At 42.5% G+C, this 21348-nt stretch carries 11 protein-coding genes; 1 reads left to right on the top strand and 10 read right to left on the bottom strand.

What is annotated here, in order from left to right; genetic code table 11:
- Positions 1 to 285: 285 nt before the first annotated feature.
- On the top strand, positions 286 to 1143 hold the full coding sequence (locus V6R21_RS00350; protein WP_334239821.1) for a response regulator: 858 nt from the start codon (positions 286 to 288) through the stop codon (positions 1141 to 1143).
- A gap of 116 nt (positions 1144 to 1259) precedes the next feature.
- Here V6R21_RS00350 and V6R21_RS00345 read toward each other — a convergent pair whose 3' ends face one another.
- The 10 genes from V6R21_RS00345 to V6R21_RS00300 all read right to left on the bottom strand — a co-directional run bounded on the left by V6R21_RS00345 (position 1260) and on the right by V6R21_RS00300 (position 21286).
- On the bottom strand, positions 1260 to 3458 hold the full coding sequence (locus V6R21_RS00345; protein WP_334239819.1) for a tetratricopeptide repeat-containing sensor histidine kinase: 2199 nt from the start codon (positions 3456 to 3458) through the stop codon (positions 1260 to 1262).
- 180 nt (positions 3459 to 3638) lie between these two features.
- Positions 3639 to 6083: a tetratricopeptide repeat-containing sensor histidine kinase gene (locus V6R21_RS00340; RefSeq protein WP_334239817.1), complete on the bottom strand. Its 2445-nt coding sequence runs from the start codon at positions 6081 to 6083 to the stop codon at positions 3639 to 3641.
- Positions 6084 to 6670: 587 nt separating this feature from the next.
- Positions 6671 to 9388, bottom strand: a complete 2718-nt coding sequence (locus V6R21_RS00335; RefSeq protein WP_334239816.1) for a GH92 family glycosyl hydrolase — start codon at positions 9386 to 9388, stop codon at positions 6671 to 6673.
- A complete protein-coding gene (locus V6R21_RS00330) occupies positions 9388 to 10503 on the bottom strand; it encodes a DUF4185 domain-containing protein (RefSeq protein ID WP_334239815.1) in 1116 nt (371 codons plus the stop codon). The genes V6R21_RS00335 and V6R21_RS00330 overlap by 1 nt, the downstream gene beginning before the upstream one ends.
- A 4-nt stretch (positions 10504 to 10507) precedes the next feature.
- Positions 10508 to 12493 carry a sialate O-acetylesterase gene (locus V6R21_RS00325; protein WP_334239813.1) on the bottom strand — a complete coding sequence of 662 codons (1986 nt, stop codon included), beginning with the start codon at positions 12491 to 12493 and terminating at the stop codon, positions 10508 to 10510.
- 14 nt (positions 12494 to 12507) lie between these two features.
- Complete coding sequence (locus tag V6R21_RS00320; protein ID WP_334239811.1) at positions 12508 to 13914, bottom strand: sugar porter family MFS transporter; 1407 nt, start codon at positions 13912 to 13914, stop codon at positions 12508 to 12510.
- Between the two features lie 12 nt (positions 13915 to 13926).
- Positions 13927 to 15708 (bottom strand): class I mannose-6-phosphate isomerase, encoded by a 1782-nt coding sequence (locus V6R21_RS00315; protein ID WP_334239810.1) that lies wholly within the window; start codon positions 15706 to 15708, stop codon positions 13927 to 13929.
- A gap of 20 nt (positions 15709 to 15728) precedes the next feature.
- Positions 15729 to 16661: an ROK family protein gene (locus V6R21_RS00310; RefSeq protein ID WP_334239807.1), complete on the bottom strand. Its 933-nt coding sequence runs from the start codon at positions 16659 to 16661 to the stop codon at positions 15729 to 15731.
- A 26-nt stretch (positions 16662 to 16687) separates the two neighbouring features.
- A complete protein-coding gene (locus V6R21_RS00305) occupies positions 16688 to 18181 on the bottom strand; it encodes a RagB/SusD family nutrient uptake outer membrane protein (protein ID WP_334239805.1) in 1494 nt (497 codons plus the stop codon).
- Positions 18182 to 18193: 12 nt separating this feature from the next.
- Entirely contained in the window at positions 18194 to 21286 is a 3093-nt protein-coding gene (locus V6R21_RS00300) for a SusC/RagA family TonB-linked outer membrane protein (protein WP_334239803.1), read from the bottom strand.
- Positions 21287 to 21348 lie beyond the last annotated feature (62 nt).

Genomic DNA, 21348 nt, shown 5'->3' with positions numbered 1-21348 from the left:
AACCTAGAGGAGGAGCGTAGACAAAGCGTTACAAGCAATGAAGACTATAGTATATTTGAGAAAAAAAGTATTCCGATTCCAATACTACACCATGTTATATAAACAACCTTTCACAAATCAATGTTGAGACAACTGTCTATCAAATCCGATTATCACCAAACTATATTCCCCTCCGCCAATCATTGAAAAAGACCCGAAAAGGAGCTTCAATAAAGTATGAAGCAGATGTGATTGTTTACATTTATTCATAACATTACCTTTGCATCAAAGCGACAAAGCATACTTATGAATAAAAAAACTATCCTTATTGTTGATGACCAGCGGGAGATTATTCGGCTAATTGCCAATGAGCTAAGTAAATCAGGGAATTACACCGTAATCAATGCTGGAAATGGAGAGATTGGCTGTCAGGTAGCAGAAGAAGAATTGCCTGATGTTATCCTGATGGATTGGGACATGCCTGTTATGAATGGTATTGAAGCGACAAGGCGCCTCAAGTTGTCAGAAAAAACGCACGAGATTCCAGTAATCATTGCCACAGGACAAATGACTAACTCAGATGACTTGCGCCTTGCTCTGGAAGCAGGAGCTGTAGATTATGTTCGTAAACCGATTGATTTTGTCGAACTGATTGCAAGAATCAATACTGCTCTTAGAATCCGTGAACAACACGAAGCCATCAAGGAATTACTTAGAAGTGAGATAGAGCTGAAAAACCGGAAACTTAGTACAACTTCCATGCTGATAGTGGAAAAGAACGGCTTGTTGCAGGATTTTCATACTAGCCTGCAAGAACTGGAAAGGAAAATTGACAATCCTAAAGAGGATATTGGGTTGGAACTCAAAGCACTCCGAAAAAGAGTTTACAACCATATTGATATTGACAGCAGCTGGGACACCTTCAAAATGCATTTTGATGAAGTGCATCCTGACTTTTTCAATGCCATTACTGATAAGTGCGGAGACCTTTCTCATAAAGACTTGAAACTCTGCGCCTATCTAAAACTGGGAATGGACAACAAACAGATCGCACAGCTACTCAACATTACACCTGCCAGTACACGTACAGCACTGTTCAGGCTAAAGAAAAAAATGGGGCTTGATGAAGAAGCCAACTTAAGGGTAGAAATTATGGACCTTTAATTTTCACCTCAAGAGAGTATTCTTCAAATTTGAAACGAATAAAGCCTTCTATCGAAAAGAGAAGGCTTTTATATTTACAAAGCTTAGTATCCTAAGTAATATTCACTCAGCTAATCCTAATTTTGACTCACTTTTCGAAGCAACTCATCATAATGCTCCCTATTGTTTGCATATGCTGCATCCAGCACCTCTTTGCTCCATCGATCAATAGTAGCCGATTTATGCTGCTCCAAATCTTCTAACACCTCTTCGATCTCAAAGGCTTGATACAGTTTCAGTGCTTTGAGCTGTGGAAGCTTATCTTGTATCCAACCTTTCTCCATTTCGGTAACTAAAAACTCATTGTATGATTCTGTCAGCTTTTCATGATCGACTATTTCTTCCGACTCTGGCAACGAAAAGGTAAAGCTTGTTCCCTTCCCCAACTCAGAGTCGACGAGAATAGTACTGCCGTGAGCTTCGACAGCCAACTTACAAAAGGAAAGTCCCAAGCCTGTAGAAGCCACACCTCCTGACTTTCGAGCATCTACTTGTGTATAGGCATTAAAAATCTCCGCAACTTTAGACTTTTCTATTCCAGTACCATAATCATGAATAGAGATTTCTACCTTCTTTTCCACTTGTACTACTTCGATTTCAATGGTACTATTATTAGGCGAAAACTTTATGGCATTGGTTAGGAAATTGACTAGTACTCGAAAAATCATTTCTCGGTCTGCTCGAACGCCTACTGCGGACTCCACCTTCGGAATAATAGTTACATTTTTTTCGGACAATAACGGGCGAACTTGCTCTATTACTTCCGAAACCAGAGCAGTCAATGAGAAATCTTCCAGATTGAGCTGAACTTCTGCATTTTCAAATTTCTGTACATCCAGCATATTGTTGACTAGTTGCAACATTTGCTTTGCCATCTGTTTGGTGGATGGCTTTTCACTTTCCATCCCCAATATCACACTCAATGGATTTTTTAGGTCATGGGCGATCATACCTGTCATGGACTCTTTGAAACGGCCTATAACTTCCAACTCCCTCGCTTTTCTCTCTTTAATCGCCAAACGGTACCTTGCATAAAGAAAGCCTAATAGCAATACCGCAACCACTACTACTATCAGAATAGTAAGTCTTAAACTAGAAAGTTGCTCACGAGCCGTCAGTAGATCAATTTGATCTTTTTGATCTTGAATTTCTTTTTCTTGTTTTTCAGCTTCATACTGCCTCAACAGCTCATTGTATTTCAAATTATTTCTATGCAAGCGAAGGGTGTCCTCGATTTCATTTTTTTCCAGAAGCGTTTCATAGGCTTTTTTAGTCTTTCCTACTTTAGCATAGAACTCATGTAAGTTGTTAAGAACTTCAATCTTTCTATCAGCTGATTGGTATTCCTCCGATAGATTGAGTGCTAGCTGATAATAATAAAAAGCGGAGTCTTGTTTATTGATCAGCATATAGTCATCTCCCAAATTGTTATAGGAAGCTATCAGATTAAGAGGGCTGCTATTTCTTAGTTCAAGCTCTAGGGAAAGAAGATCATATTTTAAAGCCTCATTATATTTTCCTTGGTCAAAGGCAATATTGGCCAAATACGAATACCCCATACTTTCTACATAATCCTTATTCTGGGTTATTGGCATTTTTTGGGCTGTCTGTAGAAGATCTTCAAAATAGATTTCAGATGAGTCAAGATTCTGTTTATTGAAATGATACCTACCGAACCCTAAAGCAATGTGCCAATCCACCAACAGTGTATCAGAACCTGAGCAAAAAGGTCTAAGTTTGGCAGCTTTCTGATAAAACTCCTTACTAAGCTCCATGTTTTGAAACCCGTCCATAGCCAAGCCACCAAGCTTAATATACAGAACTGCCATCCTTGATTTCTCCTTTTCTGGATCTAGGTATTTTAAAGCTTGCTCGTATGCCCATTTCGTTGAGTCATGATTAATCAGCTTCATATATACCAATCCGAGATTGTCAAGCATCTCGTATTCGTATTGCTTCAAGCTATCTGGCAAATTGTCTTTGTGATTGTACGAACTTAAGAGCAGTTCTTTCGCCTGTTTATGTTCTTGGGTATGTCGCAATAAATAAGTGCCTAGCCCTAGCTGATATAAAGGCTTTAGTTGAGTCGAACTCGTTTCTAGCTCCGTTTCCACTACCTTTACTAAACTGTCAAGTTCAGAATTTTCATCAAAATATTTCTGATCGATCAGTTCTAATACATGACTGATATTTTGAGGTTTACCAAATGTTTGAGCAGAAGAATGGAAAGAGAAAACACTTACTAAAAAAGTAACAAAAAGTATAATACGAATCATAATAGTCGATTAGAAACCTAGTCTTATTATTAAAAAATCACCTGAATACCAAGGCTATAGAAATACAATTATCTTATTACATGCTATAAAAGTAGAAAGCTTAGGTTAAAATATGAAGGCGATCTATCAGACTGTCTACACTTTGTCTATCTATGCTATACCTAACCTACTTGAATGACATTAATTTTGACTTACTTTTTTCAGCAACTCATCGTAATACTCCTTGTTGTTGGCGTAAGCAGCATCCAAGACTGCTTTTGACCATATACTAATAGCTGAAGATTGATTTTGCTCCAAATCCGATAATACTTCTTCAATCTCAAATGCCTGATACAACTTAAGTGCTTTTAGTTGTGGGGTCTTTTGCAGAATCATTGCTTTTTCACTTTCCTGAATCTTGAAATCATCATACAATACCTTTACCCCTTCATGCTGAACATCACTATCTGCTTTAGGTAAATAAAATGAGAATCGGGTTCCTTTCCCCTCTTCAGACTCAACCTGAATCACACTGTTATGAGCTTCTATAGCCAATTTACAAAATGCCAACCCTATTCCAGTAGAAGCAACACCTCCTGACTTACGGGCATCCACTTGCTTATAGACATTAAATATTTGAGCAATTTCACTTTGTTTAATACCTACACCATGATCCTGAATAGAAACATTTATTCCCCCTTTAACCTGAGTGACATCTATATCAATGGTACCGTTATTAGGTGAAAACTTGATGGCATTTGTCAGTAAGTTGACCAATACACGGAATATCATCTCTCGATCTGCCTTAATTCCTATTGACGCTTTCACCGAAGGAATAATGGTAATATTCTTTTCAGATAACAGAGGACGAACTTGCTCAATAGTCTCAGTTATCAATGTTGGCAACGAAAAGTCTTTCAGATTGAGTTGAACTTCAGCATTCTCAAATTTCTGCACATCAAGCATATTGTTCACCAGCTGAAGCATCTGTCTTGCCATCTGCTTGGTGGATGGCTTTTCCGATTCTGTACCAAGAATTACACTCAGTGGGTTTTTCAAGTCATGGACAATCATACCTGTCATCGCTTCTTTGAAATTCCCCAACCTTACCAATGCATCGTTTGTCAATTTTAATTCTTCAGACTGTTGCTCTATCTCCTCATTAAGCTGATGTAACTGGTTATGTGCCTTCTTTTTGAGAAAATACAATCTTAATATCAAGAGAGCTACCAGAATAAATGCCAAAACAGCCACCATAGAAATGAAGAAAAGTGTTCGTTGCTGTTTCAACTCAACTCCCAATGCATTCTTTTCATTTTCAAACACTTCCTGTTCCTTTTCGAGCTTGTAGTTGTACTCAACCTTAGCCATTTCCCTTGCCTGATTATTATTAGCGATTGAGTCTGTGTAGTTTTTCTGCTGCTCTAAATAGTATAGCGCTTTCGCTGAATTCCCCTCCCGTTTGTTACTTTCGTAAAGTGCTTTATAGTACGTAACCTTACTGTCTGGTTTAATCTGTTTATCATATACCTTAAGCATTTGTTCGGCAATGCTTCTCGCTTTTTCATACTCTCCCAATTCAAGATAGATATTCACCATTATCACATAAGCATTATCATAATCAATGAGAAACTGCTTATTATTCAGTTTGAGTGATTCTTCAAGAGAAGTAATAGCATGTTGGTGCTCCTTATTTTTTATAAAAATCCTAGCCTTTGCCAGAAAAGAAAGAACCAGTCCCCTTGGCCTCTCTGATTTTTGGTAATTCTGAATAGCTTTATCAATGTAAATGAGTGCACTATCCAGCTGATTGAGATTTATGAATGAATTGGTAAGATTAAAATAAGCCCTTCCCATCCAATAAGGTTGATTTTTTTGCTCATAATATTGAACGGCTTTTCTTGTCACCGATAAAGCGGCATCATGATCTTCCAAAGACTCATAAATACTGCAGATGTTTAAGCGGATGTAATTTATTTTTTGTTCGTCATCTAACGCTTCAAATATTTGTTGAGCCTGCAGGAAGTTTTCCAAGGATTTGACAATATGATTCGTATTGTGGTAAAAAATTCCAAGGCCCATATACCCAAAGCCTATACCAACAGAATCAGGAATAAGTGTAGCATAGTGGATGGATTGGTTTTGTGCATATACAGCAGAATCAAACTCACCCAATGCATCATAGATAAGCGCAAGGTTATTGTAATTAAAAGCCAAGCCTTGAAGGTCATCATACTGTTTATACAATTCAACACTTTGATGATGGCACTTTTTCGCCGAATCCCTTTCAGAAAGCCGCATATAACAAATGCCTAACTCATTCAAGCCTCTGGCTTTGACAAGTATTTCTTCTTTACTTTTTGATTGGATATCCCATAGAACCTGATATGAAGCAACTGCATTCTTGTACTGGTTCACATGAAGATAGTAATCACCATACAGCTTGAAATATTTGAGACTATCCAGCTTTCCAAAAGAATGTTCCTGAGGTTTGATTTCATTAAGCAGTTGAAAGGCAACACTATCCCTATCATTGCTTAAGAGGGAATCGGCAAGACTAAGTTTAGATAAAAGTGTATCCTGTTGGGCTAACAAACTGAAAGGAAAAGTAAAGCAAAATGCCAATGTAAAAACCAGTTTCCTCATATCGAACAGCACACTGTTATATATCATCGTAGTATCAAGTAGAAAATTATAATTAGGGACTTAGAGTTTTTTTCAAAACAATTTTTAGTGTTGCCTATAAACCTAAACTCTCAATTCAGCTTGGGAACTGAAAAATCTATGGTACAATAAATAACTTATCGAATACATCAGGTTTTCTTATGATAATTTTGAGCTATCCATAGTCAGCCCAATCAGCTATAAGTATAAAATGATTTCTGTCTTTTCTTATTTGATTTCTCTGTTCTTGTATGAAGAGAGAAACAGCTTAACAGCATTGGTCAACTACTTCTTTTGAGAAACGGCAACCTTTCAAAGGTATGGATGATTGAAGTTGTATACTAGAGGCTAGCTATTATTTTGACAACTTAGCGCTTAACCATACCCTTCTATATATGTACTTTGTAAACAACTATTTGATATTTAGAGACAATCTCACAAGCTGTAATATCCCTATGAAGGTCTCAAAGTAAATAAGGGTATCTCATCGATACCCTTATTAGTTATTCTAATCCTAAAAAAACACTTCCTAGGCGTTTTACTGCCTTGACTTTCCTCACATTTATTAATCAGTTAATATTTACAGTATCAATACCCCAAGAAGTATTGGGTTGCTTATCCAGCCACAGTTCCAGTACGCCTCCTTTTTGAAACTGTTCATGAGAGAACGAAAAACTGTTATGCTGCTCCCCATTCAGTTTTGCAGATTGGATATAGCAATTCTCCATTGAGTTGTTGTAAGTCCTAATGACAAACTGTTGCCCTTCATAATATTTAGGATTCAGCTTAATGGTCACTTCCTCAAAGATAGGGCTTGTGATATCGTATTGAGGAGTTAGCTCCTGATTACCCTTGACGTTGAAAAGTCCCATTGACATCAGGGAGCTTACACCCCCCATCTGTCCCTGATCCTCATCATGCCCTCCATAGCCTTTGTCAGGAGTGATACCACCATAAGCCTGCTCATTCACTCTTCTGACCCAGTATTGTGTCATCCACGATGCCCCGATATGGTTAAACACATGGGCATTGGAACAACCCGGCTGGTTGGCATAACTCACGTATCCGTGGCTATAGCCATGAACGAAATCTTCTGTAGCTGCCTGTTCAAAGGCATGGTTCAGCTTTTTCGCCATTACCTCATTTCCTCCCATCATCTTGGCAAGTGCAGGCAAGTCATGTGATACTTCCCAAGTTGCCTGCCATGCATTGGCTTCAATCCAGCCATTGCCATTCAGCGGATCAGTATGTACCCAGTTACCATCCTTATCTTTCGGGAAGATCAGCCCCTGTTCTTTATTGAATAGTATTTTCCAACCTGATGCCCTACGCTCAAATTCAATGGCATCCTTGTTCTTACCAAGTTTCTTTGCCATCTGTGCCAAAGCCCAATCCTGATATGCCCATTCCAGTGTTTTTCCGGCATTGCCCGGACACCAGCCATTTTCAATATAGAATTTAAGGTCATCCGCACTTTCGTAACTCATCATACCACCTGGCATATGGTTTTGCTTAATCAGAGCAAACAGTTCCTTGTCCTTCACTTTTGTAATCAGACCTTTCATGTAGGCACTTGTCAGCATATTCGTTGCAGGGTTACCTGTCATGATAAAAGAATACCCACCGACGCACGCACCTCTTGGTAGCAGTTTTCCGTTTCGTGCATATTCTGCCAGACAAGCCGAGAAGTCATCCATTATTTCAGGCCAAGCCAGTCCCCACAGGATATTCAGGTTCCACTGAGTCAACCAAAGCGCATCGAAGCTATACATATTGAACTTCAGTGAACCGTCTTTCAGCTGAGGGATTTTCCTTATTACTTTTTCCGCTGCTGTTCTCTTCTCCACATACTCTCCCCCTGTGTAGTCAGGGTATGCTCCATTGACGTCATTGATCTTGTGTCTGCCCAGCAGTACGTGCCAAAGGTCTGTGTAGAATTTGGTATTCTGCTCATAGCTCCCGCCTTTCACTTGTACTTTCGCCAACTGCTCATTCCAGATTTGCTGGGTTGATTCCTTAACCTGATCAAAGTTCCAGTGTGATACCTCAGTTTCAAGGTTATGAACCGCATTTTCAATGCTTGTGTAGGAAACACCGATTTTCATTAGCACCTGCTCGGTTCCATCTGCAAAAGCGATATCCATTCCAGCTTTATCACCGTTCACTTCCTTTACAGCGCCCAATACCTTACCTTCTTTCCAGCCTTCAATTTTCTGGATAGGCTGATCAAAATCCACGACACAGTATACATCCACATTGTCTGGCCCACCCCAGAAACGATCAGTGGTCTTAAATGACGCTACAATTCTGTGGTCGTCTACCTGCTTCATATCAGCCAAATGCATGGTGGCATTCCCCAGCTTGCTGCCAAGGTCAAGTAGCATATGTGGCTGCTTACTTCCTTGGTAATTCATCCGGTAGAAAGTCACACGCTCACTCGCTGTATATTCCACCCAAGTCTTATATCGGTCAAGGTAAAGCTTGTGGTAACCCGGCTGAATCACCTCGTTCTCATGCTTGAAAGGGGATTTCCAGCCTTCTTCACCTTCTGTTACCGTAACTTCCCCTGTCACAGGCATTACATTGACTCCTGAAATCATCCAGTCATTCAACTGATTGAAGCCCCTAATCGCCATGGAGTTGTAATTATAACCTCCACCACCTTGATTCTTGTTTCGGGTATAAGCTGCCGCCGCTACCATACCCATCGGGGTTGCTGCTGGCGTACAGAAAAACCAACGCCCTCTGGTGGTCTCAATATAAGGGTCTACCCAGCTGATCAGGTCAGGATAACTTTCTGAAGCAGGATACACCTCGAACTCCGAAAGACCAATATCCTTTCCGTCACCGTCTGTCGCTTCAAACTTTACCCAAGTGATTTTCTTGGTCGGGAAAGTGATTTCCTTTGCCGCACCATCATTAGGAATGGCAGTGACACTGATTTTTGATCCGTCACTGAAAACCAATGTACCTCCCGAAGTATGTTCCTTCAAGGAAGGTCTGTCATACAACCTGATCTTATTGGTATAAACGGCACTATCCCATTCCAGCATTGCCCAAGGCATGTACATCACACCCCATGAAGCCACTGCTCCTTCACAAGCCCATTCGCCTTCATTCTCCTTTAGGATAATACCGTCATTCAGGTTGGAAGCGGCAAATGTCTCATTCAGGAAATTGGAGGCTGTCGCTTTTGCTTGGCGAGCAATATTGCCGGGATTTGCTATCGCATTTCCCGACACCATCATTGCCCCCAATACTGCTCCAAGTATTGCTAGTCTTTTCATTATTCACCCAATATTTTCTTCACAGGAACACTAATGAATCTCGGTCTGTAGATGCTTGCATCTGCAAAAACCTCTTCATACTTCAAGGAATTTACATTGTAGGAAACATAGATTCTTCCATCCTTCTCAAACTGCGGATGGATCATGGCATTATAGGCATAGGTATTCTTGCCAAAGCCCTGTTCCGTTGTCTTGTAGATGGAAACCTTGTTGTCCCAGTTACCTGTCGGACTGTCAGAAGTGAACGTGAAAATCTCCGGCTCTCCGATACCTCTCTGCTGTGTGAGAAGTACAAACTTTCCATGCATGTTTACTACATTGAACTGCTCAGATACCTCGACCGTTTCTAGTCCTTTCATCGGTTGTGATTGCTTAGGGTCTTTCACCCATTCCGTTCCATTGAAGAATTCCCAGTCAGTAAAAATATCCTCATGCTTAGCTCTGGCAACGTGTGCCTGAGAATGCCCATCCACGGATTTTGCTCCATAGATATATACATACTCACCATCCCTTGTCACGGCATGACCGTAATGCACATCATTTTCCTGTGAAAAAGGAATACGCTCCTGCTTCAGCAAAGAAAATTCATTCATATCATACACCAGCAGGTCTGTGGCATACCATGCAAAACCCCACATAGGGTCATCCGTCTTCTGGTAGAAGTCAGACATGAAAACATACAATTTTCCATCCTCCTCATAGCCAGTACCTGGCCAATACCAGTGTCCTTCCTCTTTCGGTTCAGCTATTGCCTCATGCTTGCCATGCTCAACAGGGTAAATTGGTTTTAGTTGTCCCGACTCCTGATCTGCTAGCATAAAGCTATTGTGGATAAAGGCAGGTTTCAGTTCCTCTCTCGAATTGTCCGTTACCTGATGTGTAAATGTATCACCGAAAAGAAACAGTGACTTGCCATCTTTCAGCGGAATGGAGTAAGTACCATCAGCTCCTGTGATGCCTCCTTCATGGTCTACCATCATCTTTGCAGTGAATACGGAATCGACAAAAACGGAATCACTGTCAATATTTTGAGTAGTAAATGTCTGCTGTTCTTTTGGCTGGCAAGAAAATGTCACCAAACCTACTGCTGCCAGCATTGCTATATTTCTTTTCATGGTATTAGAGTCCTAAAAATTCTAGTGAAAAATGGATTCCTTCTGTACTTCTTTTCCAATCATCTGATCTGAATGGATGTGCCGGAAGATTCTCCTGATTGTACAGGTTTAGCTCACCTGGATTATTAGCCCAAGCGTATCTTACTGAAACAGGCGCTGCAACGGCATCACAGGTAACCTCTATCTGATAGTCGGAAATGATTTGTGCCTTTGCCCAATGGAACTGCTCATCGGCTGCTGCCATCGTAAAACCTTTTACATATCCGTACTTGTCAGTTGTCTTGATCGGACTGCCCGACTCCTTAAAAGTGATGATGATCTTGTTTCCTTCTATCTTCATCGACTCAAAACGTGGGCCTTCTGTCACAGCCATTGAGTGCTTATAGGTTTTATCCAAAGCCCTGATGGCTAATCTCCTGCCTACTTCTTGCTTGTTCTTCGGATGGATATCAAACATCTCCCCAATCTCGATGGTAGAAATCAATTCCACACTCTCCATCTCATCGGCTACACGTTGTTGAGCTTCTCTCAGCTCTGCCCAGTCACTGGCCTTCGGCGCATTGTCTTCCCAGTTGAAGTTGGCAAGCTGCACGATGTAGAAAGGCATTTCGGCTTTGCCAAATGTCTTTCTCCAGTCCTTGATCATGGCCGAAAGCAATTTGTCGTAGTCAGCAGCTCTCATGGCATTGGATTCTCCCTGATACCAGATAGCCCCTTTTACTTTTAGGCCTTTCAAAGGTGCAATCATCGCATTGTAAAGGACAGTCGGATAACTGAATGGGCTTGCATTGACAATCGCTGGTTTGGGGAAAGTATCTGCATTGATGGACTGCCCTGCTTTGCAGACCCATTCGCCTTTCAGGATGTCCGTAGCCCAAAGCGGGTGAAAGTTCAAGCCTCCGTTGCCACCGATATCAAATACCCTTAGCACCAGTATATTCCCTTTCTCTTTGAGGTCAGAAAATGCCACCTTATAGTGTCTCCAGTTCTGGTTGCCGAATGTCTCGCCCACTTTCACACCATTTACCCAAGCAATGTCATAGTCATCAATCAGGTTCAGGTCCAGTACCAATGAGTCACCCTGCGCATTGGCAGGCTTGTCAAAGGTTGTCTTGAACCAGACAGCCCCATCAAAGTCTTTCAGGCCTGCATTTTCCCAGTAGTTAGGCAACTGGATGTTTTCCCAATCGGAGAAGTCTGTTATTGGCGAATACCATTTCTCCTCCATTCCCTGACCTACCAAATAATGCTCCTTGTCCCAAGTTTTTCTGTATGCTGACAACTCTTGGTTGATCTGGGCAAATGACTTATGAGGGTTTTCATTCACCACTCTTTCAAACTCAGGAAAAGCCGAAATTGCTTCCTCCGACATCCAAGGCTCAATAGCAGAACCGCTCCAGTTGGATGATACCAGTCCGATCGGTACCTGAAGAGAATCTGCCAAATTGCGGCCAAAGAAATACCCCACAGCCGTCAACTGTTTCACCAGCTCGCCTGTTGCAGGACTCCAGCCAGTTCCAGGCACTTCCGTACGAGGCATTCCATCCATCTCATCCTTTACATTGAAATAGCTGATGGCTGCGTTCTGTGCATTCTTAGCCTCTTCATCCGCATAAGGGAAATACCCTACAGGATATTCCATATTAGACTGCCCGGCACAGATCCACACATCACCAAAAGCTAAATCGTTAATCACCAGCTTTTCATCCGATGAAAGCACCTGAAGTGTATGCCCTATTCCAGCATGCTGTGCAGGAAGTGTCACTGTCCATGTGCCTCCGTCATTGCTCTTGGCTGTAAACTTCTTTCCGTCCAGCAGTACCGTGACCTTTGCATTGGGTTTCGCCTTTCCTGAAATATCATTAGCTTCTCCCCTTTGCAAGACCAAATGGTCAGTGTAGTAAGAAGAAAGCTTCAGGTCCTGTGCCGCTGCCTGCCAGCCAATAAGGCAGGCAAACAGCGATAGTCCCCATATTTTCATTCTTTTCATTCCTTCTAATTTGATTAGTTCGCTTCAACCAGTTGTTCGCCTTCTTTCACCCAGTACTGTTCTATCTCCTTGAATGATTTCCCTTTTGTTTCTGGAATGAATTTCAGGACAAAGACAAATGCCAGGAATGAAGCCACCATAAACACACCGAAGGTGATTGCCTCACCTACGCCGTTCAGTAGAATTGGGAACAGCTGCGAGATGATAAACACGCTTACCCACAGCACCAGTGTTGCTACTGACATACCAATGGATCGGATTCTTTGCGGGAAAATCTCCGAGATCAGCACGAACGTAACCGGCCCCAACGAGATGGCAAAGAATGCTATATAAGACAGGATACTGATAAAAATCAGCATGCCTCCAAGTTGTCCTGCATAGAAGCAATAAGCCACGACACCCAGTGAAAGTGTCATACCTGCCGAACCTACCAGCAGCAATGCCCTGCGGCCTGCCTTGTCGATCAGCCAGATAGATACGATCGTGAAGGCAAAGTTAATCACGCCCACCACTACCGTCTGCATCAGTGCCGCATCTGTTCCTGCCTCACCTGTTCTCTTAAAGATTTCAGGTGCATAATAGAGTACCGCATTGATACCCGTCACCTGAGAGAAAATTGCCAATGCCAATCCGCATAGCGCCACAAAACGGTATTTCTTTCCGAAGAAGTCACCGATAGAAGCTTTCTGCACATCTGTTCCTGCATTCAAGCTTTCTGCAATCTCTTTTACTTCATCTTCATTATAATATGCTTCCCTTAACTTTTTCAGGACATTTACAGCCTTCTCGGTTTCACCTTTTTCCATCAACCAGGTTGGGCTATTCGGTAACAGAAACAATGTCATGAAAAATACTACAGAAGGGATTGCCTCTGAGGCAAACATCCATCTCCAACCTTCTGCTATGTTCCATGCTTCATCGCCCAATCCTGCAATGTACGAGTTGACAGAATAAGCTAGGAGAATACCGATCACCATTCCTAATTGGAATAAGGTTACCATGGTACCCCTTTTAGCGGCTGGAGATATTTCCGAGATATACATAGGGCAAACCACACACGCCATCCCAACTCCTAAACCACCCAAAATACGAGCAGCTACCAGCATGTTGAGTGAGATAGGGTAAGCTGCTCCGATAGAGGAAACCGCAAAAATCACCGCAGTCAGAAACAGGAGTTTTTTTCTGCCATACTTGCTGGCAAATCCACCTGTTCCCATCGCCCCGACAGCACACCCGATCAGCATGGAAGAGGTTACCCAACCTGTCATGGAAGCATTCAGCTCAAAATGAGCCTGAAGGAAACCGATAGCGCCAGAAATACCCGCCGTATGGAAACCACCCAGCAGTCCACCAATGGCAGCAATCAGGGAAAAAACCAGTACAGAACCAGTCAATCCGGAGTTAGATGTTTTGTTGTTCATAGTTTTAGATTTTTAAACCCTTACATAGGCTTTCAGTGTAGCAATCTCCTTACCTTCGCTTTCGCCGTAAGGACGTATAGTATAGGCACCTACTTCTGCAGGCACGATAAAAGTTTCGGCATAATGTACCACGAACGGCTCAAATGCACCTGTTGGGCTTTCCACGATTGCTTCCCTTCCTTCAATCAGGTTCAGTACGTTTACGATACCATTGGTATCATGATGGACAGAAGTGGAGAACCAATGTCTGCGGGTCTCGATAAACTCATTTCTGTGCAAGCCTGTCCTTTCCTCTCTCCATCCTTCACCTTCAGCCACAGGCTCAATCACATTGAAAAGTTCTTTTTTCACAAAGTCCTCATCCCTTGTCCAGTCAATCACCTTTTCACCTCTTTCGATGTTGATTGGTCTTGGTTTGCCATCCATTCCCAATCTACCCCAGTCCCACAACTTGAATGTGAAGATGTATGGTGTTGCAGAGATTTCAAGTACCATTCCGCCCTCGCCTGAACAGTGCACTGTCCCGTTTGGAATCAGAATGTGGTCATGCTTCTTGACTGGCAGCCTGTTGATATATTTTTCTGCATCAAAGTTGACGCCCTCATTTTGTGCACGATGTAGGTCACTGATCATTTCTTTCGGATCAATGCCGTTTTTCAGACCGATATACACATCAGCTCCTTCAATGGCATCCAGCATATAATAGCTCTCATCCTGTGTATAAGGGATACCGAACTCCTCACGGATAAACTCCGTGGTCGGGTGTACCTGCAAGCTCAGGTTACCGCCTTCCATGGTATCAAGGAAGTCAAACCTGATCGGGAATTCATCACCGAATCTTGAATAGACTGGCGTTCCCATCAGCCCCTTAGGTTGGTCAAATACCAAGTTGATGGATGGAACCTGAATCGTATCCTCTCCCACCTTGAAGGTTAGGCTATTTTCTTCCGGAACACAGTCAAAGCACCACGCAAAATTCTCTTGCTCCTTGTCAAGATCACAAACATCTTTCATCCACTGGCCACCCCATGGTCCCGGATCAAAGAAAGGCACTACCCTGAATGGACGTTTGGTCAGGTCTTTCAGGCCCTGCTCAATGGCACTGCCTGCCAACATCCTCGGATCATTCTCAATGTTGGTATCCAACACAAAATCCCAGCTATGCATCAGCTCCTTTTTCAATCTGTCACAGACTCTCCAATCAAGAAAGAATCCTCTCTTATATTGCTCAGAGAAAGCATCCTCAAAGTTGGATAAGCCAAGGTTTGCCACCTTATTGGCTCTCATTCTCAGTTGAATTTCCCAACGGGTCATGTCCGCATACACCAGTACAGAAGGGTTTGCCGCTACTCTTGACGCACCCGTACCATACACGATCACAGGACCATCCGCCTTTTCCACATGCTGGCGTGCTGCCGCAAGCTTATCCGCATTCATAAAATCATCTATCTTCAGACGTGTCATAAAACCGAAGATGCGGTCATCTGTGATATCTTTGTAGGTGATTTCCCTAATCTTATCTTCAGAAAGAAACAATTCTGCTGTATTGATGAAGGCTGTATGACCAATCGATGAAAGTCCCGCAATAAGCTCATTGTCCATCACCCCCTGATAGGTTTCGATCACAATTACCGCCTTGTCTCCACCTTTTTTGGCGGCCAAATCGCCAATGGTCTGTGCAATTGACTCCCAACTTTTTACAATTTTCTCTTCAGTATCAATCGATGTAAAAGGAAACTTGTCATAGTTTGGTGTATTACAGTATTTATTTTTTTGATTCTCTCTAATAGTCATGGTAGAAGAATTGAATTGGTTTAGTTGTTTAGTTCACTCAAGAAATATTCAGCACTGAGCAATGCAGATGCATGTACAAATTCAGCGGTTTTTAGTTCAATCTTATCGAACGGCACCCATCCGAATGACTTGAGGTTTTCTTTAATAGCCGGCAGTATAATATCAGCACTTCTCATGATACCACCTCCAATGATGACCACCTCAGGGTCATAGGCATATACAAGGTTGGCTACCGTAGTAGACCAGATCTTGATGCAATGGTCTACGACATATTTAGCAGCGGCATTTCCTTCACGATACCAAGTGAATAGCTGTGCAAAATCAACTTTATCAGCTTCTGGCAGCTTTCCTGATTTCTCTTCCAGCGCTGCAATAATGTTGGGTAAATTCCAGCTGGAAGCTTCCGCCTCAGCACAACCGACATTTCCACAGTTGCATTGCTGACCTTTATAATTCACAATAAAGTGTCCGCCCAGAATCCCTGCCTGAAAGTTCTGTCCTCTCACGACCTTGCCTTCAATTACAGCTGAAGTGCCCAGTCCTGTGCCGAGCGTCATCATCACCACGTTGTCATGCCCTTTCCCTGCTCCATATTTCCACTCACCAACCATCGCACTGCGGGCATCATTTTCCATAAACAAGGGTTTGTTCCAAACACTTTTAGCCCAAGCCTTCAGGTCAATATCCACGGCATCGTTATACTTATCGTTGATTGTCAGCAACCTTGCACGATTCACATCCACAATACCCGGAATGGAGATCCCAATACCTTGAAAATCATTTGCACCGTGCTTTTCCAGTAGCTGGTTAATTTCCTTCTCCAATACTGGCAGCCTGTTCTGAAGACCAAGGTGTGACGCTGCATCCACCTCTATTTCCTCTACAATCTGACCGTTATGAATCAGTCCTATCTTTATTTTAGTTCCTCCTAGATCTAAACCAATCGTATACATAGCGCTCTAAATTTCTTGTTCAGTTATTAATACCCCGGATTCTGTGTCAGGCTAGAGTTCAGTTCACGATCCCTTTGTGGAATCGGGAAAAGATTGTGGAAATCTGCTACTTGGCTCTCAGTCTTATCTGTTGCCAGCTTCACTTTCTCCATCAGCTTTCCATTACGGACAAGGTCAAACCACCTGTGTCCCTCTGCTACAAACTCATGTCTTCTTTCCTCCAGAATAGCTTCCTTGAAATCTTCATAACCTAGTCCTGAAAGATCCGGCAGGATGTTCAGCACATTCACCCCATCAAACCTAGCCCTAGTTCTTACCTGATTGATTGCTTCATAGGCTTCTGCTGTTGGTCCGCCATTGGCTTCATTCAGTGCTTCTGCATACATCAGCAATACATCCGCATAGCGCAAGTAGATATAATCCTGATCAGACTGATTGGCTCTAGGCTCAGCCTCCATGTCCCACCACTTGGCAATGTGTGGTTCAAATGACACTGATGAGCCATCACTGTATTTGTAAGAAGTGATAAAGCTTACATCTTTTCTTCTGTCGCTGTTGTCAAAGCTGTTATACAAGTCCATGGTTGGTTTCTGCCATCCCTGTGCATTCTCAGGACCTTCACCAGCCTTGTTCAGTCCTGACGGCAATAACTGCACATTGAACTGGCTCCCCTTCCAACCTTGACTCAAAGTATTACTGAATGGAATGGAGAAGATGATCTCTTCTCTGTTCGCATTACTGATCTTGAACAGGTCTTTAAAATCACTGAACAACTGATACTTCCCTGAATCAATCAGTTCTTTGCATATGGTTGCCGATTCAGCATATTTCCCCTCTGTCAGGTAAACTTTTGCCAGCAGTGCCTTTGCTGCACCTGAAGTACACCTTCCCAAGTCTGCACTTCCCTTTGCTGGCAATTGGCTGATAGCATCCATCAGGTCATTTTCTATTTGCGCATATACCTCTGAAGATGGTGTTCTGCTTCCCTGTACATCATTCACTCCTTTGGTTGGTGAAGTTCTCAATGGAACATCCCCATACATCCTTACCAGATCGAAGTAGAGCATTGCCCTAAAGAACTTAGCTTCACCCAACAGTTTTCCCTTCAGCTCTTCATCCATCTGGATTGGAGGAATATTCTCAATCGCCAGATTGGCTGTATTGATTGTCTTGTAACAGTCTTTCCATACCTTCTCCAATCCGCTGTTGCTACTGTTGAATGAGAAAGTGGAGAGCTGGTAATAATAACTTCCAGGGGCTGAAGCAGTCTTCATCTCATCAGAGCAGAGACCTTGTGTTATCCAGTAGTCATTGTAGTAAACCCCACCAAACTCACCACTCCATAATCCTGAGTTACCCACACTGATATAATCATACAGTGCGTTGACTGCTGCAATAGCATCCTGCTCAGTCTTGTAATAGTTTTCCTGTGTGATTTCACTTATCGGCTCCTCATCCAGAAAGGAGCTGCAACCGCTACCCAGCAAGGCAGCCAATATCAATGCCTTATATATTTTCATGATTACCTTCAATTAAAATGTGATGTTTGCGCCGATCAGGAATGTTCTTGCTGTAGGATATGAACCATAGTCCGCTCCCATGCTGGTCACGCTCGAGAACATATTCACCTCAGGATCAAAGCCAGTGTAGTTAGTCAGCGTATAAAGATTCTGTACACTTGCATACACATGGAATGAAGTCATACCTGCTTTATTAGTGATGTTTTCCGGAAGGTCATATCCCAGTTTCAGGTTCTTGATTCTCCAGTATGATCCATCCTCAACTTGCGCCGAAGACAACACATTGGTAGGAGGAGTAGCATCCGCTTTCGGCATATCGTTGGTTGGATTCTCAGGCGTCCATCTGTCCAATACTGCTGAAGACGCATTCGTCGTTCCTGACAGGTTTTCCAAATTGAATTTGTTGAAGTTGACCAGGTCGTTGCCCACTGAACCTTGTGTATTCACCATCAATGTGAAGCGCTTGTACTTGAAGGTATTGGTAAAACCGAAGATAAAGTCAGGCGTAGCATTTCCGATCTCAGTGATATCTTTTGAGTCAATAACCCCATCACCATTCAAGTCCTTGTATTTTCTATCACCTGCTTCTGGTTTTGCTCCTGTAAAGTATGGTGCATTGTCTAGGTTATCGTTCAGCTGGAAAATTCCATCTGTAATGTAACCGTAATAGGTTCCAATTGGCTTGCCTTCTGAAATCCTTGACCAACCTGTGATACCCAGCATCGGTTCTGACGGAATACCATCCTCTCCCAACTCACCAAGGTCAGTCACAACGTTGGTGTTTCTTGAGATGTTGAAGTCCGATTTCCATTGGAATTTTTCTGTATCTGCCACAAAACCTGAGAGGGTCAATTCAATACCTGTGTTCTCCATGTCACCCACATTCATATATGCCGACTTGAATCCCGAATAGTATGGCATTGGGGTATTAAGCAACAAGTCAGATGTATATTTCTGGTAGTAATCTGCAGTAATCTGAACCCTATCATCAAACAAGCCCATGTCCATTCCAATATTGAACTGCTTTGTTTTTTCCCACTTCAAATCCTGATTAGCCAAGCTGATAGGGCCAGCTCCTGAGATGGTCTCCTGATTATTCAGGTAAGCTGTTGTCTGCTCCAGTCTACCTTGTGCACTGTAAGCAGGAATACCCTGATTACCTGTAATGCCATAGCTTGATCTGAATTTCAGTTCGTTGATTGATTCAATCCCATCAAAGAATGTTTCTTCCGATACTCTCCATGCCAAGGCAGCAGAAGGGAAGAATCCATATTTATTGTTCTTTCCAAATTTGGATGAACCATCTACCCTACCAGTTGCTGTAAAGATGTAGCGATTGTTCAATGAGTAGTTAAGTCTTCCAAAGTATGACTGCATCTGCCATGCATTTGAAGCAGACAAGGTCAGTCCTTTCATCTTACCTGCCTGAAGTGCATGATAGGTCAATCTATTATCATCAAAGTCAGATGTGGAAGCAATTGTAGCCTCAGAGTTGAAAGACTGCATGGAATATCCTGCTACAAAATTGACCCTGTTGGCATCATTCAGTTGCTTGATGTACGATGCTACGTTTTCCCAAAGCCAAGTATAACCATAGATCAGCCCATGTGTAGCTTGTCCACCTGATTGCTCTCCTCTTCGGATATCGTTCGGGATAAACTGCATCTCCTTGTTGAAGTAAGCGTCACCACTCACACTGGTCTTGAACGATAATCCATCCAGAATCTGGTAATCGGCATACAGGCTTCCGATAAACCTGTTATTCTGCGAGTGATTCAGGTTTTTCAAAGCGTCAACTACTGGATTACCTGGTGCTGCCGATGTAAGGTTGTCTTTATAGGTATATTCACCTGATGCATCCATTACTGAAAGTGCAGGGTTGAAACTTAAGGCTGAAGTCACAACACCAGAGCCTCCAATACCACCTTCACCAGTTGCGGTCACTACACCATTAGATATTGTCCTAGCATAGGTAAGATTAGTACCAATCTTGAATTTCTCATTGATTCTATGATCCAAAGAGGTTCTGATGTTTCCTCTCACATAATCTGAACCGATGATAATACCATCCTGTGTGAAATACCCACCAGACACAGAAAACCTTGTAGCCTGATCGCCACCAGAAACTGATAATTGATAACTCTGTATTGCCGCCTGTTGGAAAATCTCATTCTGCCAGTTAGTTCCTTCACCCAAAGAAAGTGGACTTGCAAAAATCGGTCTGCGAGGTAATCCCGCATTGTCTGTCGCTTCATTGCCCAATTCAGCTAACTGCTGTGCATTCAGCATCTCCATCTTTTTAGATACCTGCTGTACACCTGCATAAGAGTCAAAAGAGATGACTGTTTTTCCTGTTTTTCCTTTTTTCGTTGTCACCACGATCACACCATTGGCAGCTCTTGCACCATAAATAGCCGTCTGGGAAACGTCTTTCAGGATTTCGATAGAGGCAATATCATTGGGGTTAATGGAAGCTAACGGATTCAGTGAAGCACTTTTCGTTGCACCTGTACTCATATCACCCGAGCTGGTTATAATAGGTACGCCATCAATTACATACAGCGGTTCGTTGCTGCCATTGATGGATGTAATTCCTCTGATTCTGATGGAAGTAGAAGCCCCCGGCTGTCCTGATGACTGGGTCACCTGTACACCAGCTGCCATACCTTGCAGTGCCTGATCCAAAGAAGCCCCCGCATTCGCCTTAATATTTTCGGCTTTCACAGAGGTAACAGCACCTGTCAGGTCATCTTTTCGCATGGTTCCGTAACCAACAACCACAAGTTCCTGTAATTGCTGAACATCCTCATCCAGTATAACTTCAATAAAACTACGATTTTTGACTTCTACCGTTTGTGTCTGGTATCCAATATAGCTGACTTTCAGAGTTGCTCCTTCCGAAACCGCCAACTTGAATTCCCCATTCAGGTCTGAAATGGTACCGCTGGTAGTTCCTTCTTCTGCTACTGTTACACCAATCAGTAATTCTCCTGTCACGGATTTGATTGTTCCTTTGACAATTTTCTCTCCCTGTGCATATGCACTGCTTCCCTTTATACAACATATCAATGCCAATAAAAAGACTAGGTATCTATAGAGCTTCATCCAACTTGGTATTAATGATAATGAAATTTCAAACACACGAATTACTAGCTTAATCTTTTCTC

Source organism: Limibacter armeniacum, assembly GCF_036880985.1.
GTDB classification, from domain to species: domain Bacteria; phylum Bacteroidota; class Bacteroidia; order Cytophagales; family Flammeovirgaceae; genus Limibacter; species Limibacter armeniacum.
Note: the sequence above shows the minus strand (reverse complement) of the source record. Positions and strands in the feature narration are given on the sequence as shown.